The sequence below is a fragment of the Micromonospora sp. LOL_014 genome (genome assembly GCF_048060245.1).
Taxonomy (GTDB): Bacteria; Actinomycetota; Actinomycetes; order Mycobacteriales; family Micromonosporaceae; genus Micromonospora_E.
The window spans coordinates 60,254-84,596 of sequence record NZ_JBHMIP010000019.1 but is presented as its reverse complement, the minus strand read 5'-3'; the positions used below and the strand labels follow the sequence as shown (position 1 = coordinate 84,596).

General features: G+C 72.0%; 26 protein-coding genes and 1 pseudogene. 11 read left to right on the top strand and 16 right to left on the bottom strand.

Annotated features, from left to right (window positions below; genetic code table 11):
- Positions 1 to 19 precede the first annotated feature (19 nt).
- The 8 genes from ACFHW1_RS17875 to ACFHW1_RS17840 all read right to left on the bottom strand — a co-directional run bounded on the left by ACFHW1_RS17875 (position 20) and on the right by ACFHW1_RS17840 (position 6,353).
- A complete protein-coding gene (locus tag ACFHW1_RS17875) occupies positions 20 to 634 on the bottom strand; it encodes a MarC family protein (protein WP_416556211.1) in 615 nt (204 codons plus the stop codon).
- A 70-nt stretch (positions 635 to 704) separates the two neighbouring features.
- The gene (locus ACFHW1_RS17870; protein WP_416615729.1) at positions 705 to 1,562 is read right to left on the bottom strand and encodes a PHP domain-containing protein; all 858 of its coding nucleotides are present in this window, start codon (positions 1,560 to 1,562) and stop codon (positions 705 to 707) included.
- The gene (locus tag ACFHW1_RS17865; RefSeq protein WP_416556213.1) at positions 1,559 to 2,848 is read right to left on the bottom strand and encodes a hypothetical protein; all 1,290 of its coding nucleotides are present in this window, start codon (positions 2,846 to 2,848) and stop codon (positions 1,559 to 1,561) included. Before ACFHW1_RS17865 ends, ACFHW1_RS17870 begins: the two co-directional genes overlap by 4 nt.
- A 118-nt stretch (positions 2,849 to 2,966) precedes the next feature.
- A complete protein-coding gene (locus ACFHW1_RS17860; RefSeq protein WP_416556214.1) occupies positions 2,967 to 3,605 on the bottom strand; it encodes a SigE family RNA polymerase sigma factor in 639 nt (212 codons plus the stop codon).
- Positions 3,606 to 3,708: 103 nt separating this feature from the next.
- Positions 3,709 to 4,581, bottom strand: coding sequence for a PH domain-containing protein (locus ACFHW1_RS17855; protein ID WP_416556215.1), 873 nt, complete (start codon positions 4,579 to 4,581; stop codon positions 3,709 to 3,711).
- Between the two features lie 6 nt (positions 4,582 to 4,587).
- Positions 4,588 to 4,746 (bottom strand): hypothetical protein, encoded by a 159-nt coding sequence (locus ACFHW1_RS17850; protein WP_199757972.1) that lies wholly within the window; start codon positions 4,744 to 4,746, stop codon positions 4,588 to 4,590.
- Positions 4,747 to 4,852: 106 nt separating this feature from the next.
- Positions 4,853 to 5,551 carry a DUF6758 family protein gene (locus ACFHW1_RS17845; protein WP_416568448.1) on the bottom strand — a complete coding sequence of 233 codons (699 nt, stop codon included), beginning with the start codon at positions 5,549 to 5,551 and terminating at the stop codon, positions 4,853 to 4,855.
- Between the two features lie 160 nt (positions 5,552 to 5,711).
- Positions 5,712 to 6,353 (bottom strand): TrmH family RNA methyltransferase, encoded by a 642-nt coding sequence (locus ACFHW1_RS17840; RefSeq protein WP_416556283.1) that lies wholly within the window; start codon positions 6,351 to 6,353, stop codon positions 5,712 to 5,714.
- A 577-nt stretch (positions 6,354 to 6,930) separates the two neighbouring features.
- Between ACFHW1_RS17840 and trxA the strand changes: the two genes are divergently transcribed.
- Positions 6,931 to 7,293, top strand: a complete 363-nt coding sequence (gene trxA, locus ACFHW1_RS17835) for a thioredoxin (protein WP_416556216.1) — start codon at positions 6,931 to 6,933, stop codon at positions 7,291 to 7,293.
- A gap of 20 nt (positions 7,294 to 7,313) precedes the next feature.
- Here trxA and ACFHW1_RS17830 read toward each other — a convergent pair whose 3' ends face one another.
- Together ACFHW1_RS17830 and ACFHW1_RS17825 are read right to left on the bottom strand one after the other, a co-directional pair.
- Positions 7,314 to 8,072 (bottom strand): sugar phosphate isomerase/epimerase family protein, encoded by a 759-nt coding sequence (locus ACFHW1_RS17830; RefSeq protein WP_416556284.1) that lies wholly within the window; start codon positions 8,070 to 8,072, stop codon positions 7,314 to 7,316.
- Positions 8,073 to 8,163: 91 nt separating this feature from the next.
- Positions 8,164 to 9,336, bottom strand: a complete 1,173-nt coding sequence (locus ACFHW1_RS17825; protein WP_416556217.1) for a Gfo/Idh/MocA family protein — start codon at positions 9,334 to 9,336, stop codon at positions 8,164 to 8,166.
- A 304-nt stretch (positions 9,337 to 9,640) separates the two neighbouring features.
- Between ACFHW1_RS17825 and ACFHW1_RS17820 the strand changes: the two genes are divergently transcribed.
- The 3 genes and pseudogenes from ACFHW1_RS17820 to ACFHW1_RS17810 form a co-directional block, all read left to right on the top strand.
- Complete coding sequence (locus tag ACFHW1_RS17820; RefSeq protein ID WP_416556218.1) at positions 9,641 to 10,672, top strand: LacI family DNA-binding transcriptional regulator; 1,032 nt, start codon at positions 9,641 to 9,643, stop codon at positions 10,670 to 10,672.
- Positions 10,673 to 10,721: 49 nt separating this feature from the next.
- Positions 10,722 to 11,750: an Rv2578c family radical SAM protein gene (locus ACFHW1_RS17815; protein WP_416556219.1), complete on the top strand. Its 1,029-nt coding sequence runs from the start codon at positions 10,722 to 10,724 to the stop codon at positions 11,748 to 11,750.
- 30 nt (positions 11,751 to 11,780) lie between these two features.
- A pseudogene (locus ACFHW1_RS17810) lies at positions 11,781 to 12,011 on the top strand (CoA-binding protein); the annotation flags it as partial.
- A gap of 5 nt (positions 12,012 to 12,016) precedes the next feature.
- On the opposite strand, the gene ACFHW1_RS17805 reads toward ACFHW1_RS17810, so the two are convergent.
- Positions 12,017 to 12,967 (bottom strand): SDR family NAD(P)-dependent oxidoreductase, encoded by a 951-nt coding sequence (locus ACFHW1_RS17805; protein WP_416568431.1) that lies wholly within the window; start codon positions 12,965 to 12,967, stop codon positions 12,017 to 12,019.
- 111 nt (positions 12,968 to 13,078) lie between these two features.
- Here ACFHW1_RS17805 and ACFHW1_RS17800 point away from each other — a divergent pair, with 111 nt between their 5' ends.
- A complete protein-coding gene (locus ACFHW1_RS17800) occupies positions 13,079 to 13,558 on the top strand; it encodes a DUF4190 domain-containing protein (RefSeq protein WP_416556221.1) in 480 nt (159 codons plus the stop codon).
- A gap of 30 nt (positions 13,559 to 13,588) precedes the next feature.
- The gene (locus ACFHW1_RS17795) at positions 13,589 to 14,050 is read left to right on the top strand and encodes a DUF4190 domain-containing protein (RefSeq protein WP_416556222.1); all 462 of its coding nucleotides are present in this window, start codon (positions 13,589 to 13,591) and stop codon (positions 14,048 to 14,050) included.
- 112 nt (positions 14,051 to 14,162) lie between these two features.
- Here ACFHW1_RS17795 and ACFHW1_RS17790 read toward each other — a convergent pair whose 3' ends face one another.
- A complete protein-coding gene (locus ACFHW1_RS17790) occupies positions 14,163 to 15,119 on the bottom strand; it encodes a DMT family transporter (protein WP_416556223.1) in 957 nt (318 codons plus the stop codon).
- A 125-nt stretch (positions 15,120 to 15,244) separates the two neighbouring features.
- On the opposite strand from ACFHW1_RS17790, the gene ACFHW1_RS17785 reads away from it, so the two are divergent.
- A complete protein-coding gene (locus ACFHW1_RS17785; RefSeq protein WP_416556224.1) occupies positions 15,245 to 15,760 on the top strand; it encodes a hypothetical protein in 516 nt (171 codons plus the stop codon).
- 52 nt (positions 15,761 to 15,812) lie between these two features.
- Here the strand turns inward: ACFHW1_RS17785 and ACFHW1_RS17780 are convergent, their stop codons facing one another.
- Complete coding sequence (locus ACFHW1_RS17780) at positions 15,813 to 16,709, bottom strand: PhzF family phenazine biosynthesis protein (RefSeq protein WP_416556225.1); 897 nt, start codon at positions 16,707 to 16,709, stop codon at positions 15,813 to 15,815.
- A 32-nt stretch (positions 16,710 to 16,741) separates the two neighbouring features.
- On the opposite strand from ACFHW1_RS17780, the gene ACFHW1_RS17775 reads away from it, so the two are divergent.
- The 3 genes from ACFHW1_RS17775 to ACFHW1_RS17765 are packed head-to-tail and all read left to right on the top strand — an operon-like array spanning position 16,742 to position 19,789.
- Positions 16,742 to 18,007, top strand: coding sequence for a magnesium transporter MgtE N-terminal domain-containing protein (locus ACFHW1_RS17775; protein ID WP_278171595.1), 1,266 nt, complete (start codon positions 16,742 to 16,744; stop codon positions 18,005 to 18,007).
- On the top strand, positions 18,000 to 18,602 hold the full coding sequence (locus ACFHW1_RS17770) for a DUF1003 domain-containing protein (RefSeq protein ID WP_416556226.1): 603 nt from the start codon (positions 18,000 to 18,002) through the stop codon (positions 18,600 to 18,602). The genes ACFHW1_RS17775 and ACFHW1_RS17770 overlap by 8 nt, the downstream gene beginning before the upstream one ends.
- Before the next feature lie 38 nt (positions 18,603 to 18,640).
- Positions 18,641 to 19,789, top strand: a complete 1,149-nt coding sequence (locus tag ACFHW1_RS17765) for a P-loop NTPase (RefSeq protein WP_416556227.1) — start codon at positions 18,641 to 18,643, stop codon at positions 19,787 to 19,789.
- A gap of 28 nt (positions 19,790 to 19,817) precedes the next feature.
- Here the strand turns inward: ACFHW1_RS17765 and ACFHW1_RS17760 are convergent, their stop codons facing one another.
- Positions 19,818 to 20,282, bottom strand: a complete 465-nt coding sequence (locus tag ACFHW1_RS17760) for a preprotein translocase subunit TatB (protein ID WP_416556228.1) — start codon at positions 20,280 to 20,282, stop codon at positions 19,818 to 19,820.
- A 77-nt stretch (positions 20,283 to 20,359) separates the two neighbouring features.
- Positions 20,360 to 21,787: a S1C family serine protease gene (locus ACFHW1_RS17755; protein WP_416615727.1), complete on the bottom strand. Its 1,428-nt coding sequence runs from the start codon at positions 21,785 to 21,787 to the stop codon at positions 20,360 to 20,362.
- Positions 21,788 to 22,023: 236 nt separating this feature from the next.
- Between ACFHW1_RS17755 and ACFHW1_RS17750 the strand changes: the two genes are divergently transcribed.
- Positions 22,024 to 22,644, top strand: coding sequence for an O-methyltransferase (locus ACFHW1_RS17750; RefSeq protein ID WP_416556230.1), 621 nt, complete (start codon positions 22,024 to 22,026; stop codon positions 22,642 to 22,644).
- 14 nt (positions 22,645 to 22,658) lie between these two features.
- Here the strand turns inward: ACFHW1_RS17750 and ACFHW1_RS17745 are convergent, their stop codons facing one another.
- A complete protein-coding gene (locus ACFHW1_RS17745) occupies positions 22,659 to 24,107 on the bottom strand; it encodes a leucyl aminopeptidase family protein (RefSeq protein ID WP_416556285.1) in 1,449 nt (482 codons plus the stop codon).
- Positions 24,108 to 24,343: the final 236 nt, after the last annotated feature.

Here is a 24,343-nt window from a genome sequence, read left to right as displayed (position 1 = left end):
GCCACGGGACCGCCGACGGTCAGCCGGCGGCTACATAGGAACGGACGAAGGCGGCGACGGCGTCGGCGATCAGCTGGACGGCGATCGCGGCGAGCAGCAGGCCGGCGATCCGGGTCAGCACCTCGATGCCGCCCGGCCGGAGCACCTTGACGATGCCGCCGGAGAACCGCAACGTCAGCCAGACCACCACCATCACCGCGACGATGCCGAGCGCGATCGCCAGATGGTCGGCGGCGGTCTCGGCACGCTGCACGAACAGCATGGTCGCCACGATCGCACCCGGACCAGCCAGCAGCGGGGTGCCCAGCGGGACCAACGCGATGTTGGACGTCGACTGCTGGCCCGGGTCGTCGGCCTTGCCGGTGAGCAGTTCCAGCGCCACCAGGATGAGCAACAGTCCGCCAGCGGCCTGCAGCGCCGGCAACTCGATGTGCAGGTAGGCGAGCAGCGTCTGCCCGGCGACCGCGAAGACCACGATCACGCCGAGGGCCAGCGCCACCGCTTGCCAGGCGGCCCGACGGCGTTCCCGGACCGGCAACGCTCCGGTGAGTGCGAGGAAGATCGGCACCATGCCGGGCGGATCGGTGATCACCAGCAGGGTCACGAAGACCTCGCCGAACAGCTTGAAGTCCACCAGGTCAACCTAGTGACCGACGGATCGCCGGTCCGGACGGGTCCGGACCCGGGTCCTGGTCGGGGTCAGATCAGATCGGTGGTACGCCGTGTGCCGCCGCGACCAGCCGTTCGTACGCTGCCGGGGCGGTGGTGTACTCGCCCAGCCGGACCGTCTTGTGGCTGCCGTGGTAGTCGGAGGAACCGGTTGCGACCAGCCCGAGCTCATCGGCGAGCCGGCGTACATGTGCCCGCTGGTCCGGCCGGTGATCGGCGTGGTCGGCCTCCAGGCCGGTCAGCCCGGCCGCAGCCAGGTCGGCGATCATGCTGTCCGGCACGGTCCGCCCTCGCTTGGTCGCGGCCGGGTGGGCGAAGACCGTGACCCCGCCTGCCTCGTTGACCAGCCGGACTGCGGTGAAGACGTCGAGGTCGTCCTTGGGCAGCCGGTAACGCCGGCCGAGCCATTCGGGCCGGAACGCCTCGTCGGTGTCGGCGACCAGGCCGGCCCGGATCAGGGCCTGGGCGATGTGCGGCCGGCCGACGGAGCCGCCAGCGGCGTAGCCGAGCACCGCGCCCCAGCTGATGTCGAAGCCGTCGGCGCGCAGCTGATCGACGATGCGCTCGCCGCGTACCGTCCGGGCTGCCCGGACTCGGTCCAGCTCGGCGGTCAACGGGCCGTAGGTCGGATCGAACAGGTAGCCGAGCAGGTGCAGCGGGATGGACGGCTCGGTCCCGTACCACCGGCAGGAGATCTCGGCGCCGCGGATCAGGGTGAGCCCGGCCGGGCGGGCCGCGGCCGCCGGTGCCCAGCCGGCGGTGGTGTCGTGGTCGGTGAGCGCCAGCACCGCGAGACCTGCGGCGGCGGCCTGCCGAACCAGGTCCGCCGGGTCGACCGTGCCGTCGCTGGCGGTGGAGTGGGTGTGCAGGTCGATCCGGCTGTCGACGGTCATCTGCGGTCCGGGGCACCGGCCACCAGCACCGGTTCGGCGTCGATGGCGGCCGGGGTCGGTACGGCGATGTGCTCCACTGCACCACCCTGGCCGGCGCTGATCCGGTCCACGTTGATCTGGACCAGCTGGTCGGCGCCGGCAGCGTGCACCACGCTGTCATGATCCGCCCAGACGGTGCTGCCGGCAAGCCGCTGCCCGGCTTCCCGCACCGCGCCGATCTGGTCGTCGAAGACCTGGTTCAGGTCTACGAGCAGGGCCAGCTCGGGCTCGCTGGCCACCCGCGCGTCCGCGACCCCGTTGGCCACCAGCCACCTGCCGTCCGCGGAGACCGCTCCCCGGCCGTCGCCGGTCAACGGCACTGTGCAGGCGGTCTTCACCGCAGTAAGGTCTTGTTCGACGTCCAGCAGGGCCAGGCAGGGACCGCCGGACGCGTCGTGCACCTGGGCGACGACGGTCTGCCCGTCCGGCAACACGCCGTACACGACGCTGGCGGCCTCGCTCCAGCTGGTCCGAGACTCAGCCTGGCCGGGCCGCCAGACGCCGTAGCCGCGGCGCCGCTCGCCGCCGCCGTCGCGTTCCAGCAGTACGGCGTCGCCGGCGAAGCCGACCGGCCGGCTCTGCTTCGGTGCTCGACCGCGTCTGGTGCCGGCCAGCTCACCGTGCACCACCGAGGCCACGGCCAGCTCGGCGCCGTGCAGCCAGGCGATCCGGGTCCCGACCGGATCAACCGCGACCGCGTCGACACCGGCCAGCATCACTTGCGGGGTGGTGTCGGGCGCCACGAACCACACTCCGGCCACACCGTCGGCCGATGTTTCGGTAACGACGAGCCAACCGTCCGTCAACCGGCTGGCCTGGGCGACGCCACCGACCTGAGCGAGGTCCATCCGTTGGCCGTCGGCGGTGCGCAGTTCGCCGGCCACCACGAGGTCGACCGGGGGTGCCTGGGTGGTGGCGGCCAGCGGTTGACTGCGCAGGTCCTCGCTGAACGGCAGCGGGGCAGCCGGAGCGGCCGGGGTCCTCGCTGTGACGTCCCCGCCGGTCACCATCAGCGGTTCAGCAAGGGCCGGCGGTTCCGAGCTGTCAACGAGCAGCAGGTGGCCACCGACGACGCCGGCAGTGGCGAACAGGCAGAGACAGAACGCCGCAGCAGCTCCGTTGCGGGCCCGACGAGTCCGGCGGGCCCGGCGCATCGCACGGTCGGCGAGATCGGCGACCGCAGGCGGGTCGACGGCCTGGTCGCTCAGAGACTGCCGCAGCGCTCGCTCAAGGTCGTCGGTCGCCACGACAGATGGACGCCGCCGTGTCGGTGGAAGGTTGTCGCCTGGCGGCCCGGAGGAACCGTCGCTGCGCGGCCTGAAGCAACCGTCGCTGGGCGGCCTGGGAAAGGAAGTCACCGGTTCGCTACACCACTACTCTGGTGGATCGCACCGGTGCCGCCTGCGCTGGTGCCGGCAGCGGACGGGCGGTGGTCGGCACCGCCACGGCGGGCCGGGCCGAGCGGGATGCGGCGACGGCCGGGGCGACTGTGGCCGGAACAAGGTGTGGTTCCTCGGCGGCGAGCCGTTTGCGCAGCGTGCCGAGCGCCCGGGAGGTCTGACTCTTCACCGTGCCCGGTGAGATGTTCAACAGGGCCGCGGTCTGGGCCTCGGAAAGGTCTTCGTAGTAGCGCAGCACCAGCACAGCACGTTGTCGGGCGGGCAACGCCTTGACATGGCGCCAGAGGACGTCCCGGTCCAGCTGCTGTTGGATGAGGTCCGGGCCGGCCCGTTCCGGCAGCGTCTCCGTCGGACGTTCACCGTGCCAGCGCCGACGCCACCAGCTGGTCGCGGTGTTGACCAGCACCCGGCGGGCGTACGGCTCCACCGCCTCGATCTGGCCGAGCCGCTTCCAGGCCAGGTACGTCTTGGTCAGCGCGGTCTGCAGCAGGTCCTCGGCCGTCGCCCAGTCACCGGCGAGCAGATAGGCGGTACGCAGCAGCGCCCCGGATCGGGATGCGACGAACTCGCGGAAGTCCTCCTCCACGGAGTTGCTGGGCGTCATCGGCTACCTCCCCCGTCACCGGACACGGTACGCCGAACAGGACACCGTCGAGGTCGGACCGACCGGTGGTGGGGCCGGGCGGAAGGACACAACCGCGACGCTGTCACGCTCCGTCTTCCGCTTTGGCGGCGGCTTCGTCCTTGCTCAACCGTGCCTCGACAGCCTGCGGCTCGTACATCTCCTCGACCACCCGGAGGTAGAGCTCGTTCGGGTTCGGCAGGTGCTTGACCTCGCGCAGCGCCTGCTCCTGGCCGGCCGATTCGAGAATGAACGTGCCGTAGTTGAGGAAGCGGCCGAGCGGTGACTGCTCGTACTTCATGTCGGTCACCCGCAGCAGCGGCATCATCGCCACGTTACGGGTGACGATGCCGTTGACCACCATCACCCGCTTGTTGGTGAGGATGAAGCGGTCGAACCACCAGTCCGCGATCTTCCAGCCGACCCAGCCGAGCACACCGAGCCAGAGCAGCACCGCCACCGTGGTCAGGCCGCCGACGTCCTGACCGGCGAGGAAGCCGGAGAGGTAGCCGAGGACGAAGGTCGCGACCACCCCGATCAGCAGTGGGGTGGACAGGTGGATCCAGTGCCGTTTCCACTCGCCCCGGTAGCGTTCGGTGGGGAAGAGATACCGCGCGACCAGCGAGGTGGGCTCGTCCTCGAGGGGCAGCACCCGGCGTGGCTGCACCGGCATGCCGGAGGCGTCGGCCTGGAGGCCGGCGAGTTCGTCGGCGGAGATGTCCGGCGGCGAGTAGCTGATGATCGGTTCGTCGGGCACCTGGCGGGTGCCGCCGCCGTAGCCGGCGCCGCTGGCGTACGCGGGGCCATCCGAGTACGCCGGGCCGTCCCCGTAGGACGGCCCCGCACCGAAGTGGGGGCCGTCCTCCGGACGGATCTGCGGAATCGGCTCGGTGTCGCGTTGACGGCGCCGGCGTGCGGCCTCGTCGTCAGCGTCGGGGGGCTCGGAGGGGTTGCCCATGGACGACTAGGCCACGAGGCTGGTGAAGAAGTCGCCGAACCCCTGCGCAATGTCGACGATGCCGCCGCCCACCGACTTGAACACGTCGGCCGCCGAGTCGGGCCGGAACGCGACGAAGAAAATCAGGAACGCGATTCCGCCCCAGGTGAGGACCTTCTTGACCATTGCGGGCCATCCCCCTCCGTGTGGCGCGCCGCGACGCTCGTCCCGGCGATACTAGAATATCAGCCCATCGTCCCGCGGTGGTGTAGTTGATCGTGGGAAAAGGTGTTCACGCTTTCCCGTGCAGGTACGGCGACGGTGCGCCGTACACGATCCCGGTCGGCACCTCCTCGGACAGGTCGTGCAGGACGATCTCCTCGGCCAGCAGGTAGCCGGCGTTCGCCGGCCAGGCCACTGCGTACAGCCACCGGCCGCACGCCTCACCGACGTAGGCACAGCGGTCCGGCTCGGCCGGAACCGACCACAAGGGAGTTGGGTGTCCGCCAGCCCGCAGCTTGGCGTGCGGACCGCCGCCGCCCGGACCGCCAGCGGTGGTCTGCTGGTCACCGAGCACCCCGGTCAGTAGCTGCCCGGGGTCCGGGCCGGGCAGTCCGGCGAACCGGGTGCCCAGACCCACCCCGGGCTCCTCGGCGACCAGCACCAGATCGGCCGGCCCGCCGGAGACCGGAGCGGGGCCACTGAACGCGGTGACCGTCGCCCGGACCGCCTCCCGGTCGTCGCCGACCCAGCCGACACCGGTCAATGTCCAGCCCGCCAGCAGCGGCCAGATCGCCCACAGTGGCACCGGCCCGGCCCGGCCCGGCCCGGCGGTGGCCAGCAGCCGGTGCGCCACACTCGCGACGATCTCAGCCCCGATGTGCTCGGCGACGTGCAACGGGGGCACCGGCCCGCAACCGTCGCAGCGGGACTCGGTGTGCATCAGGTCGGGCGGCCGCACCGGGCCTCCGCAACGAGGACAGCTCACCATCACACCCACGCCACCCACGTTGCTCGCCGTGCCGCTCCCCCGTCAAGCGAACCCGCTTTTTCGGTTGTTCTTTCCCTCTGTCGCGGGTCGGTACGCCCCACCTGGCCAGGACGTTCGCCACTACCGGCCAATCCACGCCGCCTCAGCCCGGTCGACGCGGTCACCGCCCGGTCGCCGCCGGCGTCTCGGCAGGGTCCGGCGGCGGCCCGGCGTGCGCCTGGATCCACGCGTGCATCGCGATGCCGCTCGCCACCCCAGCGTTGATCGACCGGGTGGAACCGTACTGGGCGATCGAGAACAGCAGCTCACAGCCGGCCCGGGCGTCGTCGGACAGACCGGGGCCCTCCTGTCCGAACAGCAGGACGCAGCGGCGCGGCAACCGTACCGTCTCGATCGGCCGGGAACCGGCCAGGTTGTCGATCCCGACGACCGGCAGTTGGAGCCGACCTGCCCAGGCCAGCAGGCCAGCGATATCGGCGTGGTGGCGGACGTGCTGGTACCGGTCGGTGACCATGGCACCCCGGCGGTTCCACCGACGCCGCCCGACGATGTGCACCTCGGCGGCGAGAAAGGCGTTCGCGTTGCGGACCACCGTGCCGATGTTCAGGTCGTGCTGCCAGTTCTCGATCGCCACGTGAAACGAGTGCCGGCGCTGGTCGAGGTCGGCGACGATCGACTCGCGGCGCCAGTACCGGTAACGGTCGACGACGTTGCGGCGGTCCCCGGCGGCGAGCAGTTCGGGGTCGTAACGCGGGTCCGAGGGCCAGTCACCGGGCCACGGGCCGACGCCGATCTGCGCCACGCCGGTCCGGGCGTCGTCACTCACTCCGTCGCCGACCGGCGGACCCGACCGCGCTGTGCTCTGCCACTGTTCCACGCTCTGCAGAGCCTACGGACCGGTCGCCGGCGCCAGGATGCGGGACATCACTGCCCAGGGGCGCCGTCGGGCTGCCGACTCGGCATCCGCGCGCTTGCTGAACGGGCCTCGTTTCCGGGCCTGGACGCAATGAACGGCGGGGCCCTCCCCGGCACCCGCCGTCCACGCTCTGATATCTAGAGATTCTGCCGGACCCACCCCGGCTCGGGAAGGGCAGGAGCGGAGACGGAAGTCACAGTTATCGTTTTGTTATATTACGCTGCGTAGTTGAATTGAAGATCCAACCGATCCACCGCCAGCGGCGTTTATCCTAGTCACCCCGCTACTGTTCGACAAAACCGCGCACCACCTGCGAAAACGACTGGAAACGCTCCCATCACTATCAGTGACCGCTAGCTGGCGCGTTTCGCGAGGTATCGATCGGGAATGCTGTAGCACGCAGAGCGGTTTCCCACGGTAGACCGGGGAATCACGGCCCCACATCTGGCGATCGGAGACATCGATGGCAACCGCTGAGCTAACCGCCGAGAACTTCGACGAGGTAACCTCCGGCGACGGCATCGTCCTGGTGGATTTCTGGGCGAGTTGGTGCGGACCCTGCGTACGGTTCGCTCCCGTCTACGAGCGCTCATCCGACAAGCACACCGACATCACCTTCGGCAAGGTGGACACCGAGGCACAGCAGGCGCTCGCCGCCAAGTTCGACATCCGGTCGATCCCGACGATCATGGCCATCCGCGACGGCGTCGTCGTCTTCGCGCAGCCCGGCGCGCTCCCGGAGTCCGCATTGGAGTCCCTGATTGAGCAGGTCAGGGCGCTGGACATGGACGACGTTCGCAAGCAGCTGGCGTCGCACGACCACTGACCGTGCACGGCCAGGGCGGGCTACCGGTCGCCGACCGCTGACCGGTAGCCCGCAACCGTGGCCGCCAGTACCTGGGCTCCCGGTCGCTGCCACACCAGCTCGTGGAACACCTCGACCTCGACCGGCCCGGTGTAGCCGGCCGCGTCCACCGCCGTGGCGAACCTGCCGAGGTCGATGCAGCCGGAGCCCGGCAGACCCCGCCCCAGCAGGACCCCCGCCGGCAGCGGAGTGATCCAGTCGGCGAGTTGGAAGCAGGCGATCCGACCGGCCCGACCGGCCCGCTCGATCTGCGCCCACACCTGGTCGTCCCACCACACATGGTAGGTGTCGACCACCACGCCGACCGCCTCCGCCGGGTACGGCTCAGCGAGATCCAGCGCCTGGCCGAGCGTCGACACCACGCACCGGTCGGCGCAGAACATCGGATGCAACGGTTCGATCGCCAGGGTCACCCCGGCCTGCAACGCGTACGGAACCAGCCGGCCTACCGCGTCACCGACCCGGGCCCGGGCACCATCCAGATCCCGGCCGTCCTGGCCGCCCGAGACCAGCACCAGGACCGGGGCACCGAGTTCGGCGGCCTCGTCGATGGCGCGCCGGTTGTCGTCGTACCAGTCGTCCGCGCCGAAGAAGCCGCCCCGGCACAGCGAGGTGACCGGCAGACCGGCATCCCGGCACAGTTCGGCGGTGCGGCGCAGTCCGTACGCGGCGGTCTCCTCGCGCCACAGGCCGACCCCGCGAACCCCGGCGGCGACGCAGCCGGCGACCAGCTCCGGCATCGGCCAGCGCCGGGTGGTCGCCGCGTTGAGCGCGAACCGGGGCGGCGCCGGCCCGACACCGGCCGCCGGTACCTCGATCCCGGCGAACGGGTCACTCACCGGTCAGCTCCGGCACCTCGATCCGCCGGCCCTCGCGCGCCGACCGCAGGCCCAGCTCAGCGAGCTGCACCCCGCGCGCGCCGGCCCACAGGTCCCAGCCGTACGGGGCGTCCTCGACGACGTGCCGCAGGAAAAGCTCCCACTGCGCCTTGAACCCGTTGTCGAACTCCTCGTTGTCGGGCACCGTCTGCCACTGCGCACGGAACTCCTCGGTGACCGGCAGGTCCGGGTTCCAGACTGGTTTCGGCGTGGTCGAGCGGTGCTGGACACGGCAGTTGCGCAACCCGGCGACCGCGCTGCCCTCGGTGCCGTCCACCTGGAACTCCACCAGTTCGTCGCGGTACACCCGGACCGCCCAGGACGAGTTGATCTGGGCGATGATCCGGCCGCCGCCGGGCCCCGGCCGGTCGATTTCGAAAATGCCGTACGCGGCGTCGTCCGCCGTGGCGTCGTATGGCTCGCCTGACTCGTCCCAGCGGCGGTCGACGTGGGTGGCCACCTGCGCGGTCACCGAGGTCACTCGGCCGAAGATCTGCTCCAGCACGTAGTGCCAGTGCGGGAACATGTCCACAGTTATCCCGCCGCCGTCCGCCGCCCGGTAGTTCCACGACGGCCGCTGCGCGGGCTGCCAGTCCCCCTCGAACACCCAGTACCCGAATTCACCGCGTACCGACAGGATTCGGCCGAAAAAGCCGCCCTTGACCAGCCGGTCGAGCTTGCGCAGGCCCGGCAGGAACAGCTTGTCCTGCACGACGCCGTGCTTGATCCCGGCCGCGCCGGCCAGCCGGGCCAGGTCGACCGCACCAGCCAGATCATCGGCGGTGGGCTTCTCGGTGTAGATGTGTTTGCCGGCCTCAATCGCCAGCCGCAGCGACTTCTCCCGCTGCGCGGTGACCTGCGCGTCGAAGTAGACCTGCAGGTCGGGGCGGGCCAGCGCGGCGGCGAGATCGGTAGTCCACTCGGTGAGGCCGTGCCGGTCGGCGAGTTCGCGCAACTTGTTCTCGTTCCGCCCGACCAGTACTGGTTCCGGCCACAGCCGGGTGCCGTCGGCCAGCGACAGTCCACCCTGGTCTCGGATGGCGAGCAGGGACCGGACCAGGTGCTGCCGGTATCCCATCCGACCGGTGACGCCGTTGAGGATGATCCCGATGGTGGTGCGGGCCATGCCTCGCCTCCTTCGAAGTGGTGGTGGCGGGAATCTGTCCTAGCGAGCTGTGCTGGCGAAAAGTTGTGCTGACGGGAGCCGTGGGTGTGTGGCACAGGTCAGCGAGGTAGGCGGACCCGGGCGAGGTAAGCGCTTTCCGGCGTACGCTACTGCCTCTCCGCAGCGTTCGGCAAGGGCTTTCCCGGCTGGCCGCCGGCCAGTCACGCTATCCTCACCGCAAGCATTCCGGACCGCGCGCAATGCCGCGAGCATCCGGCCTGGCCGGCTCCCACTCGGCTACGGGAGCCCGGGAAAGGAGCGGGTCGTGGCCACACTGGCCGATGTTGCGAGACGCGCCGGCGTGTCCCCGGCCACCGCCTCGCGGATCATCAACGGCAGCAGCAAACCGGTCACCGAAGCGCTGCGCGAGCGGGTGCTGGCCGCGGTCGAGGAGCTGCAGTACGTCCCAAATGCCCACGCGCAGTCGCTGGCCCGGTCGCACCGCAGCGCCATCGGCGTCATCGTGCACGACGTGTCCGACCCGTACTTCGCGGAGATCACCCGCGGCCTGCAGCGGGTGGCGACCGAACACGGCCGGCTGGTGATCATCTGCAACAGCTACCGGGATCCGGACAAGGAGCTGCAGTACGTCGAGCTGCTCCGCGCCCATCAAGTGGCGGCGATCGTCCTCGCCGGATCCGGCTACCACGACGAGACGTTCACCGCGACGCTCGCCAGCAAGCTGCGGGTGTACGAGCGCACCGGCGGACGGGTGGCGGTGATTGGTCGGCACGAGCACGCCGGCGACGCCGTGGTGCCGGACAACGAGATGGGCGGCTACCTGCTCGGTGCCGAGCTCTACTCCCTCGGGCACACCGACTTCGGGGTGGTCGCCGGGCCGAAGGTACTGACCACCACCACCGACCGGCTCGCCGGGCTGCGTCGGGCCGCCCGCGAGCACGGCCAGAAGCTGCCGGCGCGGCGGGTGGCGTACGCCGACTTCGACCGGGCCAGTGGCGCCGCGACCGCGGCCAGCCTGCTGGACGCCGAGCCCGGATTGACCGCGATCGCGGCGCTGAATGACTCGATGGCGATCGGCGTACTGGCGTTGCTGCGCTCCCGCGGCATCGTCGTACCCGACCAGTTCAGCGTGGTCGGCTTCGACGACATGCCGGTCGCCCGGGACGTGACGCCGACGCTGACCACCGTACGGCTGCCGCTGGCCGAGATGGGCGCCCGGGCGATGACGCTGGCGCTGCAGTCGCCGGGCGGGGCCCGCCCACCGCTCATCGAGGAGATCGGCGCCGAGCTCGTCCGCCGGGACAGCGCCGGGCCGCCCCGGACGGGTGTGATCTGACCGGCGCGCCGACTTGCTCCATCTTCGTACGCATGTTCGAATGGTGGCCATGCGTTGGGACCCCTTGTCGGCACCCCCCGACCAGCAGGTCCCTTCCGGGGCAGCGCCGGCGGCCCCGCCCCTGCCGCTGGCGCTGCCCGAGGCCGCGCAGCGCACCTTCGACACGCCCGGCTTCGCCGGGATGACCTTTTACGAGATTCACGCCCGGTCAATCATCAACCGGGTACGCGGCTCCGGCCGCGTGCCGTTCGAGTGGACGGTCAACCCGTACCGCGGCTGCGGCCACGCCTGCACATACTGCTTCGCCCGCAACACCCACACCTACCTGGACCTCGACGCCGGCCTCGACTTCGACACGAAGATCGTCGTGAAGGTCAACGCCGCGGCGCTGCTCCGCCGGGAGCTGGCCGCGCCCAGTTGGTCGGGCGGGCCGATCGCGATGGGCACCAACGTCGACTGCTACCAACGCGCCGAGGGACGCTACCGGCTGATGCCCGGGATCATCGACGCCCTGAGTGCCGCCGCCAATCCGTTCTCCATCCTCACCAAGGGCACGTTGATCCTGCGGGATCTGCCGCTGCTGCGCCGGGCCGCCCAGGTCACCCGGGTCAGCCTGGCCATGTCGGTCGGGTTCGTCGACGAGCCCCTGTGGCGGGCGGTCGAGCCCGGCGCGCCGAGCCCGTCCCGACGACTCGACACGGTCCGCGCGTTGACCGACGCCGGCTTCGACGTCGGGGTGCTGATGGCGCCGATCCTGCCCGGGCTGACCGACGACGCGGAGTCGATCGAGGCCACCGTCGGCGCGATCGCCCGGGCCGGCGCGGTCAGCGTCACCCCACTGCCGCTGCATCTGCGCCCCGGCGCCCGCGAGTGGTACGCCGCCTGGCTCGGCCGGACCCGCCCCGATCTCGTCCCGCGTTACCGTGCGTTGTTCCGCTCCGGGTCCTACCTGCCGCAGGCGTACCAGCGGGAGGTCGTGGGCCGGGTGCGGATGGCCGCTCGCCGGCACGGCCTGTCCCCCACGGGCCCGGGTGCCGCCCGGCGGCTCGACGAGGCGGGCGGTGCCACCGGGAACTAGGCTCGACGGGTGAGGACTCCGCAGCAGATCCTGGCCGACCTCGATGTACCGGTCGATCTGGTCAACGTCTTCCGGCCGGTACCGGAGGCCGTCGAGGTGGTGCGTGCCGCGGTGCGAATCGGTGCCCCCGCCGTGTGGCTGCAGAGCGGGATCGCCTCGCCGGTCGCCCGCGACATCGCCGCCGCGGCCGGCATCGACTACGTCGAGGACCGGTGCACGGCCGTCGAACGGGCCCTCGGTAACCTCACCCGGGCCGGCTGACCCGATCAGCGGTACTCGGCCTCCCGAACGCTGTTGCCACCGTCGACGACGAGCATCTGGCCGGTGATGTAGGAGGCGGCCGGCGAGCAGAAGAAGGCGATGGCGGCGGCCACCTCGTCTGGGGCGCCGGGACGGCCGATCGGCGTACCCATGCCCTGCTTGAGCTCGGTGACCGTCGACGCGGCCGTGTAGATCGTGCCCGGTGCGACCGCGTTGACGGTCACGCCGTCGGCCACCATCTCCATCGCCAGCGCCCGGGTGAGCCCGACCACGCCGGCCTTCGCGGCCGCGTACCCCGCCTCGGTGGGCAGTGCGTTGACCGGCCCGGCGGTGGCTGCCAGGTTGACGATCCGGCCCCAGCCACGCTCCGACATCCCACCGATGAAGGCCCGGCTGCACAGGAACGCGGTGGTGAGGTTGCGGTCGATCTCCGCCCGCCACTCCTCGAAGGTGAGCTGGGCCACCGGCCGCAGCACCTCCGGGCTGGCCCGACTGGCCAGTCCTGCGTTGTTGACCAGTACCTCCACGTCGCCCAACTGTTCGGACACTGCGTCCGCCAACGCGCCGACCTCGGCCTCGTCGGTCAGGTCCGCGACGAACCCGGTCGCGCTGAGCTCCGCCGCCCGCTCGTGGATCCGCCGCGTGGTGGAGACGATCGCCACCCGGGCACCGAGCTCGCCGAGCCTTCGGGCCGTGGCGTAGCCGATCCCGTCCGAGCTGCCGGCACCGGTCACCAGTGCGACCCGGCCGTCCAGACGAAACGTGCCGAGCTCGGGTGCCGGCCCGGCCGCCCGGTCCGGAGCCGTCCGGTCCGTATCGGTTCCGTCCCGGTCCGGACTGGACGGGACGGCGGTTGACCGCTGATCCGGTCCGGGGCGCGGGGTAGCGACCGGGGACTGGTTTGGGCCGGCGTCCTGTCCAGCGCTGCCGACCACGGCTCGTACGTCAGAAACCATGGGCTGATCCTGCCTGCTGGTGCCGTCGCGGGCAACGACGCTGCCCGTGAGCAGTTCGCCAGTACCGACTACTCTGATCGGGCGAACCCTCCCGCAGAGAGACCACCGCCGATGAGCCAACCCCAGCAGCCGGGCAACTGGAGCGATCCGTCCTGGCCGAGCCACCAGCCGCCGGCCGGCTACCCGGCGCCCGGCCAGCAGCTGGCCGGGTACGGCGTACCCGGCCAGTCGCCGGCCGGCTACCCGGCGCCCGGCTACCCGCCAGCCGGGTACGCCGCGCCGGGCTACCCGTATCCGCCGCCCGCCCCGATGCCGATGAACGGCCGGGCGATCGCCGCGCTGGTCCTCGGCGTCCTCGGCATCGTCGGACTGTGCGGCTACCTGGTGCCCGGATTGATCGGCATCGTCGGCGCGTTGCTCGGGCACTCCGCCCGGCATCAGATCCGCACCGCAACCGAACAGGGTCGTCCGGAGCAGGGCGACGGGATGGCACTGGCCGGGGTGATCACCGGCTGGATCGCCTTCGGTCTCGGGCTGGCCGGGGCGGTTCTCGTCACGATCGCGATCGCAGCCAGCATCAGCCAGAGCTAGCAGCAGCCGGGCCCACAGAAGGAGATCCGGGTGAAGGAGCCAGACGCCGGCGGCCAGATCCGCCCGCCATCACCGCAGTCCCCGTCGGCCGGCGCCGGGCCGGCACCGGCCAGCGGACAACCGCCACTCGGCGAGCTACCGCCGCCGGGCCAGTACCCGCCACCGGGCAATCCGGCCGGCGGATACCAGTACGGCGGGTACCCGTACGGCTACGCCGCGCCGCAACCGACGAACAGCATGGCACTCGCGTCGTTCATCGTGTCGCTGGTCAGCCTGTTCAGCTGCCCGCTACTCGGTGGGGTCGCGGTCTACCTCGGGCGCCGGGCCCGCGACGAGATTCGCCGGACCGGCCAGCAGGGCGACGGGCTCGCCCAGGCCGGCGTGATCATCGGCTGGTGCGGGGTCGGCTTCGGGGTGCTGATGGCACTGTTCATGGTGGTCTACTTCGGATTCATCATCACCATGCTCAACAGCACCACGGCCGGCTTCTGAGCTTGGCGGCCGCGCCGTCGGGCAGCGATCCGGTCAGACAGCGGTCCATCGGCGCACCGCCCGGTCAGACGGCCGCGCCGTCGGGCAGGGCGGTGCGCGGGCGAGGTCCGGGTCAGGCCGGTGGACCGGCCTCCGGCGGCAGCGGCGGCGGCGTGCGGCTGCGGGTCCCACCGAGAACGACCACCGCGACACCGACCAGCAACAGCCCGAGCCCGGGCAACACGGCGGTACGGGGCACCTGGCCCAACCACAGCCAGGCGATCAGCGCGGCACCGGGCACCTCCAGCAGGATGAGCACACTGACGGTGGTCGCGGGGATCTTGTGCAGGGCGTAGCTGAACATCGAATGGCCGAGCAGTTGGGCACCGACCACCAGGCCGAGGACCGCCAACCAGGCCGAGCCGGGGAACCCGGTCAGTTGGATCCCGCCAGCCAGGCAGACCACGAGCAGCACGCCGGCGCAGACCCCGTAACAGATCGTGGTGTACGTGGTGGTGCTGATCGTCTGCCGGGCCTGCTCGCCGAGCGCGGTGTAGCAGGCGGCGAAGACCGCCCCGGCCAGGGCCAGCAGGTCACCGAGGACCGCCTGCGCGTCGAACCCGACGTCGGCCCCGGTGGCGAGCACCGCGCCGAGCACCGCGAGACCGATCCCGCCCCAGGTGATCAGTGGCAGTCGCCGGCCCTGAGCCAGGGCGATCAGGCCCTGCCAGACCGGCTGGGTGGCGACCAGCGCGGTTGCGGTCGCCACCGAGGTGAGCTGTGCGCTCGGCATCCAGGTACCGAAGTGCGCGGCGAGCGCGACACCGGCCAACGCGCTCCAGCCGGCCTGGCTACGGCCGCCCGGTCGGGCCAGCACCCGCAACTCGGGCCTGCGCCGGGCCAGTACGAAGGGCGCGACCGCACCGGTGGCCAGCACGTTGCGCCAGAAGGCGACGGCGAGGGCGGGCGCGGCGGCGAAGGCGATCAGCGGCGCCGAGGTGGACACGGCGAGTACGGCGATCGCGGTGGCACCGGTGGCGAGCAGCTCACCCCGGCCGCCCGGACCGGAGGGGTGGGCACCGGAGGACACGGGGTCTGATCCTCACAGACCACCGACCGGGTCCATGCACCGGGACCGCGTCGACCGGCCACCGCGTCACCTTGCGGACCGGCTCCGGCGCGACACCGCGCCGGGACTACGGCAGGATGGTCGACATGACCGACCCAGCAGAAACCGGCGGGCCCGCCCCACTGGTTGACGAAGCCGGTAAGAAGGCCGCGGTCGCGTGGGTCTCGGTCGACGGCGCGCCCGCCCGCGCCCTGTGGTGCGTGCCGGCCGACGGCTCGTTGCACGTGGTGACCGGTACCGGCGAGCAGTCCGCCGCCGGGCTGGCGGCCGGCGTACCGGCGACGGTGACGCTGCGGGGCGATCACGGCGGCCGGATCGTGTCCTGGCCCGCTGAGGTGACCTTGATCGAGCCGGCCGACCCCGGCTGGGAGTCGATCGCGGCCCAGGTGGCCGCCAAGCGGCTGAACGCCCCGGGCAACCCGGCCGACCTGGTGCGGCGGTGGGCCGACGAGTGCCAGCTGTACCGCCTGGCCCCGGCCGGTCCGCCGGTGGCGGCCGGTGCGTCACTGCCGGACGGATCGCTCGCCGCGCCGCCCCGCCCCAGCACGGTCACCCGGCCGACCCGTCGTCCGTTCCGCCTGCACCGGGTCCGCCGACGCTGAAGCACGCCAGGCCGCGATCCGGACAACCGGGCGGCCCGCGCCGGGTCGACGGTCAGCCGACAAACGGCGGTACGGCGATCTGCCCGCTGGCTATCGGCACCACCTGACCGGCGACGGTCGCGCTCCGCGCCCGGCCGCCCAGCGCGGTCACCGTACAGTCCAACATCGATGGGCGGCCCAGCTCGGCCCCCTGCCGGACGAGATACCGTGACTGACCGTTGGCCGGCAGCAGACCGCTGCCCACTGCCCAGACGCCGAGGCCGAGGGCGGCGGACCCGGTAGCCGGGTCCTCGGTCACCCCGGCTCCCGGGCAGAAGACCCGGCAGTGCGCCGTCGACCGCTCCGGCTCCCCCGCCGGGGAGCCGGCCATCGTCCAGGTGAGCACGCTGACCATCCCGACGCCGCCCCGGGCCGCAGCCGCCGCGTCCAGCCTGGCCCGGGCCAGAGCATCGGGACGTACGCACAGGTAGTCGAACTCCAGACCGGAGCCGGCCCGGCGGGGTGCCGGACCGGCGTGGTCCTGCGCGGTCAGGCCGACCGCAGCCAGCAGCGGGGCCGGGTCGACCGGTGTCCCGAGAGTCGGCTCGCCGCCGCGCAGTGTGGCGTACCCGTGCTCGGTCAGCTCGACCGGTAGCAACCCGGCGCCGCACTGCTGGGTCACCATCCCGGCTTTCACCAGACCTCGCCGGCCGGCGGTGACCGCCGCACCGATGCTCGGATGCCCGGCGAACGGTAGTTCCTTCTCCGGTGTGAAGATCCTCACCCGGTAGCTGGCGTCCGGGGTGCCGGGCGGTAGGACGAACACCGTCTCGGACAGGTTGAACTCCCGCGCGATCGACTGCATCTGGTCGACGGCCAGCGCATCGGCACCGAACACCACGGCGAGCGGATTCCCGGTGAACGGCCGGTCGGTGAAGACGTCGACGATCTCGTACCCGAGGCTGGACATGGAACAAACCCTACGGCCCGTACGCTGTGGCCGTGACTACGGCGACCAGGGTGTACGTCGCCCGGCTTGCCGGGCTCGCCGTCTTCGACCCCAACGGCGACCAGGTCGGGCGGGTCCGGGACGCGGTGGTACGGCTGCGAACCACCAACCGGCCACCTCAGGTGGTCGGACTGGTAGCGGAAATGCCGATGCGTCGGCGGATCTTCCTTCCGATGGGCCGGGTGACCGCGATCGACCCGGAGTCGGTGCTGCTCAGCACCGGCACTTTGAACCTGCGGCGGTTCGAGAAACGGCCGAACGAGTTGCTGGTGCTGGAGGACCTGCTGGACCGGCGGGTCCGGTTCGATCCCGAGGACCAGCCCGGTTCGGTGGTGGACGTCGCCATGGAGGCGAACCGGGTCGGCGAGTGGTCGTTGACCCGGGTCGCGGTCCGGGAGATCACCGGACGGCTGACCCGACGCGGTCACCTGCACCAGCTCGACTGGCACCGGGTGCGCGGGCTGATCGGGCTGCCGGACACCCAGGGCACGGCCGGGCTGCTCTCCGTACTCGACCAGATGCGCGCGGCGGACCTGGCGAACGCTCTGCAGGATCTGCCGGACAGCCGACGGCAGGAGATCGCCGCGGCGCTGGACGACGAACGGCTCGCCGACGTGCTGGAGGAGCTGCCCGAACACGACCAGGTGTCGATCCTGACCGCCCTGGACCGGGAACGCGCCGCCGACGTGCTGGAGGAGATGGACCCGGACGACGCGGCGGATCTGTTGGCCGAGTTGCCGCCACCGGAGCAGGACGTGCTGCTGGACCTGATGGAGCCGGACGAAGCTGACTCGGTACGCCAGCTGCTGCAGTACCAGGCGGGAACCGCCGGTAGCGTGATGACCTCCGAGCCGGTCATCCTGACCCCGGACGCCACGGTCGCCGAGGCGCTGGCCCGGATCCGGGAGCCGCAGCTGCCGCCGGCGATCGCCGCCCAGGTCTTCGTCGCGCGGGCGCCGATGGCCACCCCGACCGGTAAGTACCTGGGTGTGGTGCACTTCCAGCGGCTGCTGCGGGAGCCGCCGGCGGAGCTGCTCGGCGGAGTGGTGGACAGCGGTATCGACCCGTTGCAGCCGGAGACTCCGCTGTTGGAGATCACCCGCCGGATGGCCACCTACGACCTGGTCGCGATGCCGGTGGTCGATCCGGCGAACCGGCTGGTCGGCGCGGTGACCGTGGACGACGTGCTGGACCACTCGCTGCCGCCGGACTGGCGGGACCGGGACACACCGCTGGAGGGTGGGGACGGGCATGGCTGACCTGCGCCGGAGCACCGGCCGGCTGGACCAGCCCCGCGAACCGGGACGGATCTCGCTGCCCCGCTACGACCCGGAGGCGTTCGGACAGTGGGCCGAGGCGATCGCCCGGTTCATGGGTACCGCCCGGTTCCTCGTCTACATGACCGTGGCGGTGGTCGGCTGGATCGCCTGGAACACCCTCGCCCCGGCGAGTCTGCGCTTCGACCCGTACACCTTCACGTTCCTGACCCTGTTGCTGTCGGTGCAGGCGTCGTACGCGGCGCCGCTGATCCTGCTCGCGCAGAACCGGCAGGCGGACCGGGACCGGCTCTCCCTGGACGAGGACCGGCGGCGGGCCGCGATGCAGAAGGCGGACACCGAGTACCTGGCCCGGGAGATCGCGTCGCTGCGGGTGGCGGTCGGTGAGGTGGCCACCCGGGACTTCCTGCGGTCGGAGCTGAGCCGGCTGGCCGAGGAGCTCGACGAGCAGGCGTACCGCCGGCACCGGCTGGACCGCCGCCCGGTGGAGGGGCCTCAGCCGCCGGACAGCCGACCGGACCTGCCGGACAGCCGACCGGACCTGCCGTCGAAGGGACCGCGGCCGCCCGGACAGTGATCGGCGGTGACCTGCACACGCGACGTAGCATGGCGAGCATGTCCGCACCGACCAGCACCGTCAACGATGCCATCAACGCCGCCCTGGCCACGGTCAACGACCCGGAGATCCGCCGCCCCATCACCGAGCTCGGCATGGTGCGCTCCGCGACGGTCGACGCCGCCGGCCGGGTACGGGTCGAGCTGTTGCTGACGGTCGCCGGCTGCCCGTTGAAGGACAAACTTCGCACCGACATCACCGAGGCGGTGACCCGGGTGCCCGGCGTCACCGGGGTGGACGTCGACTTCGGGGTGATGAGCCCGGAGCAGCGCAAGTCGCTGCAGGAGCAGCTGCGCGGCGGTTCCGCCGGCGCCGAACCGGTCATCCCGTTCGCCCAGCCCGGGTCCCGCACCCGGGTGTACGCGGTGGCCAGCGGCAAGGGTGGGGTCGGCAAGTCCAGCGTGACGGTGAATTTGGCGGCCGCGCTCGCCGCGCGCGGGCTGTCGGTCGGGGTGATCGACGCCGACATCTACGGACATTCGGTGCCCCGGATGCTCGGTGCGGAGGGACGGCCGACCCGGGTCGAGGAAATGATCATGCCGCCGCAGTCGCACGGCGTGAAGGTCATCTCGATCGGCATGTTCACCGCCGGCAACGCGGCGGTGGTCTGGCGTGGGCCGATGCTGCACCGGGCGCTGCAGCAGTTCCTCGCCGACGTTTACTGGGGCGACCTGGACGTGCTGCTGCTGGACCTGCCGCCGGGCACCGGGGACGTGGCGATCTCCCTGGCCCAGCTGCTGCCCAACGCCGAGATCCTGGTGGTGACCACGCCGCAGGCGGCCGCCGCTGAGGTGGCCGAACGGGCCGGCGCCATCGCTCTGCAAACCCACCAGCGGCTGGTCGGCGTGGTCGAGAACATGTCCTGGCTGGAGCTGCCCACCGGAGAGCGGATGGAGATTTTCGGCAGCGGCGGCGGCGGCACTGTCGCCGAGTCGCTGACCCGCACCGTCGGCGCCCAGGTGCCGCTGCTCGGCCAGATTCCGCTGGACACCCGGGTACGGGAGACCGGTGACCGCGGCACCCCGATCGTGCTGGCCGATCCCCCGGCCCCGGCGGCCCGGGCGCTCGACGCGGTCGCCGACCGGCTCGCGGTCCGCCGCGAGTCGCTGCTGGGCAAGCCCTTGGGCCTGCGACCGTCCGCCGGCTGACCGTCAGGTGGCGTCCGGCTGATAACCGTCAGGTGGCGTCGGCGTCCAACGGCTTGGGCGGGACGGCGGCCGGGCTGGTCTCGGCGGCCGGGCCGGTCGGGACAGCTGACCTGCTGGCGCCACCGGTCACCGTCGTCGGCTTCGCGGCGGACTTCAGATCGGCCGCGTCGGCGACCTCACGCAGCTCGTCGCGGACCCCGCTGACGTCGGAACGCAGGTCGTCGTAGACGCCCTGCAACGGCTTGCGCAGCGCGGCCTCGTCCTCCTCGCTGAGCAGGTGCTTGCGGATGAACGCCTTGGGGTGCAGATCCTCGAGCTGGATGTCGGTGCCCAGTTCGCGGCCGAGGTCGGAGGTCGCGTTGCGGGCCATGTTGCGCAGATTGCGCAGCATCCGCAGGCCGTCGGAGATGACCTGCGGTAACCGGTCACCGAAGATCAACAAAGCGAGCAGCAGGAGCAGACCGATCTCCCACCAGTTCAGGTTGTCGAACATGCGCCGGGCCTCCCTGTGCCGCCGTCGAAGGCAAGGGTACGCACGTCAGCAGCCGGTCCGGGAGGGCCGACCGGGTGTTACTTGGCGTCGGCGGCCAGGGTCACCGAGGCCGACCTGGCCTCGCTGCCCCGGCGGTAGTCGACCGTCACGACCGCCCCGGGGGCGTACTTGCGCACCAACGCGATCAGGTCGGTCGCCTGGTCCAGAGGCCGACCGTCGATCCGCAGCACCACGTCGCCGGCCCGCAGGCCGGCGACGTCCGCCGGCCCGCCGTCGACCACCTCACTGAGCCGGACACCGGCACCGGGGGTACGGGCAGCGTCGGTCACCTGAGCACCGAAGATCGTCCGCCGGGCCGTGCCGGTGTCGATGATCTCCTGGGTGATCCGCTTCGCGTGGTTGATCGGGATGGCAAAGGCGAGACCGATGTTGCCGGCCGTCTCCTCGTCGGCGGCCAGCGACTTGATAACCGAGTTGACACCGATCACCCGGCCGGCGGCGTCCACCAGCGGACCGCCCGAGTTGCCCTGGTTCACCGCCGCATCGGTCTGGATCGCCGCGTAGTAACGCACCTGGCCGCCGGGCTCACCGGCCTGGATGGTGCGGTCGAGAGCGCTGACGATCCCCGAGGTGACCGTGTTGGTCAACGCGAGCGGCGAGCCGAAGGCAAGCACCGGATCGCCGACCGCGATCGCCTCGGAGTCGCCGAACTCGACCGGCGTCAGCCCGGTCCGGTCGACCTTGATCACCGCCACGTCCGATTCCGGCTCCTGGCCGACGATCGAGGCTCGCGCGGTCGAGCCGTCGTTGAACAGCACCATCGCCTCCTCGGCCCCCACCCCGACCACGTGGTCGTTGGTGATCACATAGCCGTCGGCGGTGGCGACGAAGCCGGAGCCGACGCTCTGCCCACCCGGCCCGCTCACCTGCACGGTCACCACGCTCGGCAGGACCCGTTGGGCCACCCCGGCCAGCGAGTCGGCCGGCCGCTGCGCCGCCCCGGGCGGATCGGCCGGCGCGCCGCCGAGCACGGTCCCGGCACCGGCCACGCCGCCCCGGACCGCAAAGGCGAACCCCAGGGCACCGCCGAGGCTTCCGGCGAGCAGTGCGGCGATCACCGACACGACCACGTACGGCATGAACCCACGGCGTACCGCCGGCTTCGGTTCGACGACCGGTTCCGGACCATCGCCGGTGCCGGCAGCACCCGGCGGGACGTCGACCACCACTGCAGCCGGCGCGTACGGATCACGCCAGGGATCCCGCAGCGCGTCCGACCACCACGGCGACGGCGGCGCAGAGGGGCCGTACGACGGCGAACCGGCCGGCGGTCGGTGCACCGGTACCGAAGGACCGTACGACGACGGGTAGGGCGGCGGACCGGCCACCGGTGGGTACGGCGGAGCCGGTGCGGGGCCGTGCAGCCCGGCCCACCCGCCGGCCGGCGGCTGGTGCCCCGGCGGTGTGATCCCGTCGGCCTGGCGCCAGTTTCCGCCGTCGGTCACGGTTGCCTCCCAGTCCATCCCCCAGCACGACGGCACCGGTCCGATCGGCGACATCGCTCCGCGTCCAGGATTGCACGGATAATCGAAGAACATTCAGAGGTCGCCGAAGAGCGGGGTGCCCCGGTGCCCGCCCAGCCGGCCGACCAGCGGCGCTCTAGGCTCGTACCGGCAACCGCCGCCCGACCCCCCGCTGGAGGTGCTCCATCCACCCGGTCACCCGACCCCCTGCCTGGACGGTGCCCCAGGCCCTCCAGTTCGTCACCGGGTACGCCGCCGAGGACCTGGTGCTGCGTACCGCCCGTAGCCTGGCCGAGGAGGTCGGGCTGCGCCCGGTCTCGCCGGACGCCGGCGCAACGCTGCGGCTGCTCGCCGCTGCCGGCAATGCACGCGCTGTCGTCGAGATCGGCACCGGGACCGGGGTAAGCGGCGTGTGGCTGCTGCGCGGGATGCGCCCCGACGGGGTACTGACCACGATTGACGTGGAAAACGAGCACCAGCGGATGGCCCGGCGGATCTTCGTCGAGGCCGGCTACCCGACGTCGCGGACCCGGATCATCACCGGCCGGGCGCTCGACGTGCTCCCCCGGCTGGCCGACTCGGTGTACGACATGGTCTTCGTCGACGGCGACAGCGCCGAGTTCGGCGCGATCGTCGACGCGGCGCTGCGGCTGCTGCGCCCCGGCGGCATCCTGGCGGTACACGGCGCGCTTGCCGGTGGCCGGATCGGCGACCCGGCGGCGCGCGACCCCGACACGGTCGCCATCCGCGAACTGGTCAAGTCGATCCGGGAAGCCGAGGAGTGGGTGCCGGCGCTGCTGCCGGCCGGCGACGGGCTGCTGGCGGCGGTACGGCGCTGACCTGCGACCGGCCGTCATGCCGCCGGGTCGAGCGCGGTCAGCCAGCGCACCAACGTCCGGACCCCCCAGCCGGTTGCGCCCCGGGTCAGCTCGGCGTGGTCGTCGTCGGACCAGGCCGGGGCGGACATGTCGTAGTGTGCCCAGCGGTCGCGCAATGGCCCGGTGAACTCGCGCAGGTAGAGCGCGGCCACCACCGAGCCGGCCCCCCGGTCCGGGGCGCTGAACAGGTCGGCGATCTCGCTACCCAGGTACTCGACGTAGTCGGCGTGCAGCGGCATCCGCCACGCCCCCTCGCCGGCCGCTGCCGAGGCGTCGAGCAGTGCTCGGGCCAGGTCGTCGTCCTCGCTGTACAGCGCGGCGGTACGCCGGCCCAGGGCGATGGCGTTCGCGCCGGTGAGGGTGGCCAGGTCGACCAGATAGTCCGGGGTGAACCTGCTGACCGCATAGCTGATCGCGTCGGCCAGCACCAGCCGGCCCTCGGCGTCGGAGTTGGTGGTCTCGCTGGTCCGCCCGCCGTAGTGCCGCACCACGTCACCCGGGCGGAACGCCGCCCCGCTGACCATGTTCTCGGCGAGCGGAACCAGCACGGTCAGCCGGACCGGCAGATCCAGGTCGGCGGCGGCGACGGCGGTGGCCACCACCGCGGCGGCCCCGCCCATGTCCTTGCGCATCAGCTTCATCCCGTCCACCGGCTTGAGCGAGATCCCGCCGGTGTCGAACGTGATGCCCTTGCCGGCGAGCACCACGTGCCGCCCGGCGTGCGGCGGGGACCAGTCGATCTCCACCAGGCGGGGGCCCGCCGCCGAACCGCCGCCGACCGCCAGCAGCGCGCCGAACCCCTCGGCGGCCAGTTCCGCCGGGCCGCGTACCGAGACGGTCAGCCCGGACCGGTCGGCCGTCGCGGCGGCGACCTGCTCGGCGAACCAGGCCGGGTTCTTGACCGAGGACGGCATGTTGGTCAGGTCCCGGGCCAGGCAGGTGGCGGCGGCGGTCGCCCGGGCGTACCGCAACGCCTGTTCGGCCGCCCGGGTGGGCGGATGGGCGAGCAGCACCACGGGCAGCCTGTCGTGCGCCTCGTCGGTGTCTGCGGCCGGTAGGGACCCGCCCGGCGCAGTGAACCGGTAGCCGGCCAGCCAGCAACCTTCGGCGAACCCGCGGATCGCCGCGGGGCCCGCCGGCGGTGGTATGGCGGCCAGGCACGGCCCGGCGACCGGTTGGGCGGCGACCGGCCCGGCGGCGACGGCCCGGCGCAGCAGCCCGCCGACGGCCGCGCCCGCCGCCCGCCAGCCGGCCTCGTCTGCCACGCCGATCCCGACCAGAATCACCTGGTACGGCGAGTGCCGGGGCCGGTGCAGGACTCGCATCTCGCCGGCGCTGCCGTCGTGCCCGGTACGGGTCAGCAACGCGGCGGCCGACTCGGCGAGCTCCGCGCGGTCGCCGTCGAGCGCCAACTGGTCGGGCAGTGGTCCGAGCCGTGCGCCGGCCGACCCGGGGTCCGGCTCGACGGGCAGGACGATGGTGCCGGCGGCGGTGGTCTCCGCCAGCAGACGGATGGCGAACACGCCGGGGTTACCTCCAGGTACGAGATTGGGTGCTGCCCACGGCGTACCGAGTCCGCCGACCCGGCGGGGGCCGGGTCGGCGGACTCGTCAACCGTCGCTATGTCGGCCCGTGGGCCAGCGTCGCCCCCGGGTCCGGC

Excerpts from the sequence above, each read along its gene's own strand:
- ACFHW1_RS17870 (WP_416615729.1), bottom strand. The coding sequence starts at position 1,562 with ATGACCGTCGACAGCCGGATCGACCTGCACACCCACTCCACCGCCAGC.
- ACFHW1_RS17860 (WP_416556214.1), bottom strand. The coding sequence starts at position 3,605 with ATGACGCCCAGCAACTCCGTGGAGGAGGACTTCCGCGAGTTCGTCGCA.
- ACFHW1_RS17855 (WP_416556215.1), bottom strand. The coding sequence starts at position 4,581 with ATGGGCAACCCCTCCGAGCCCCCCGACGCTGACGACGAGGCCGCACGC.
- ACFHW1_RS17850 (WP_199757972.1), bottom strand. The coding sequence starts at position 4,746 with ATGGTCAAGAAGGTCCTCACCTGGGGCGGAATCGCGTTCCTGATTTTC.
- ACFHW1_RS17845 (WP_416568448.1), bottom strand. The coding sequence starts at position 5,551 with ATGGTGAGCTGTCCTCGTTGCGGAGGCCCGGTGCGGCCGCCCGACCTG.
- trxA (WP_416556216.1), top strand. The coding sequence starts at position 6,931 with ATGGCAACCGCTGAGCTAACCGCCGAGAACTTCGACGAGGTAACCTCC.
- ACFHW1_RS17830 (WP_416556284.1), bottom strand. The coding sequence starts at position 8,072 with ATGCCGGAGCTGGTCGCCGGCTGCGTCGCCGCCGGGGTTCGCGGGGTC.
- ACFHW1_RS17825 (WP_416556217.1), bottom strand. The coding sequence starts at position 9,336 with ATGGCCCGCACCACCATCGGGATCATCCTCAACGGCGTCACCGGTCGG.
- ACFHW1_RS17815 (WP_416556219.1), top strand. The coding sequence starts at position 10,722 with ATGCGTTGGGACCCCTTGTCGGCACCCCCCGACCAGCAGGTCCCTTCC.
- ACFHW1_RS17805 (WP_416568431.1), bottom strand. The coding sequence starts at position 12,967 with ATGGTTTCTGACGTACGAGCCGTGGTCGGCAGCGCTGGACAGGACGCC.
- ACFHW1_RS17800 (WP_416556221.1), top strand. The coding sequence starts at position 13,079 with ATGAGCCAACCCCAGCAGCCGGGCAACTGGAGCGATCCGTCCTGGCCG.
- ACFHW1_RS17785 (WP_416556224.1), top strand. The coding sequence starts at position 15,245 with ATGACCGACCCAGCAGAAACCGGCGGGCCCGCCCCACTGGTTGACGAA.
- ACFHW1_RS17780 (WP_416556225.1), bottom strand. The coding sequence starts at position 16,709 with ATGTCCAGCCTCGGGTACGAGATCGTCGACGTCTTCACCGACCGGCCG.
- ACFHW1_RS17770 (WP_416556226.1), top strand. The coding sequence starts at position 18,000 with ATGGCTGACCTGCGCCGGAGCACCGGCCGGCTGGACCAGCCCCGCGAA.
- ACFHW1_RS17765 (WP_416556227.1), top strand. The coding sequence starts at position 18,641 with ATGTCCGCACCGACCAGCACCGTCAACGATGCCATCAACGCCGCCCTG.
- ACFHW1_RS17760 (WP_416556228.1), bottom strand. The coding sequence starts at position 20,282 with ATGTTCGACAACCTGAACTGGTGGGAGATCGGTCTGCTCCTGCTGCTC.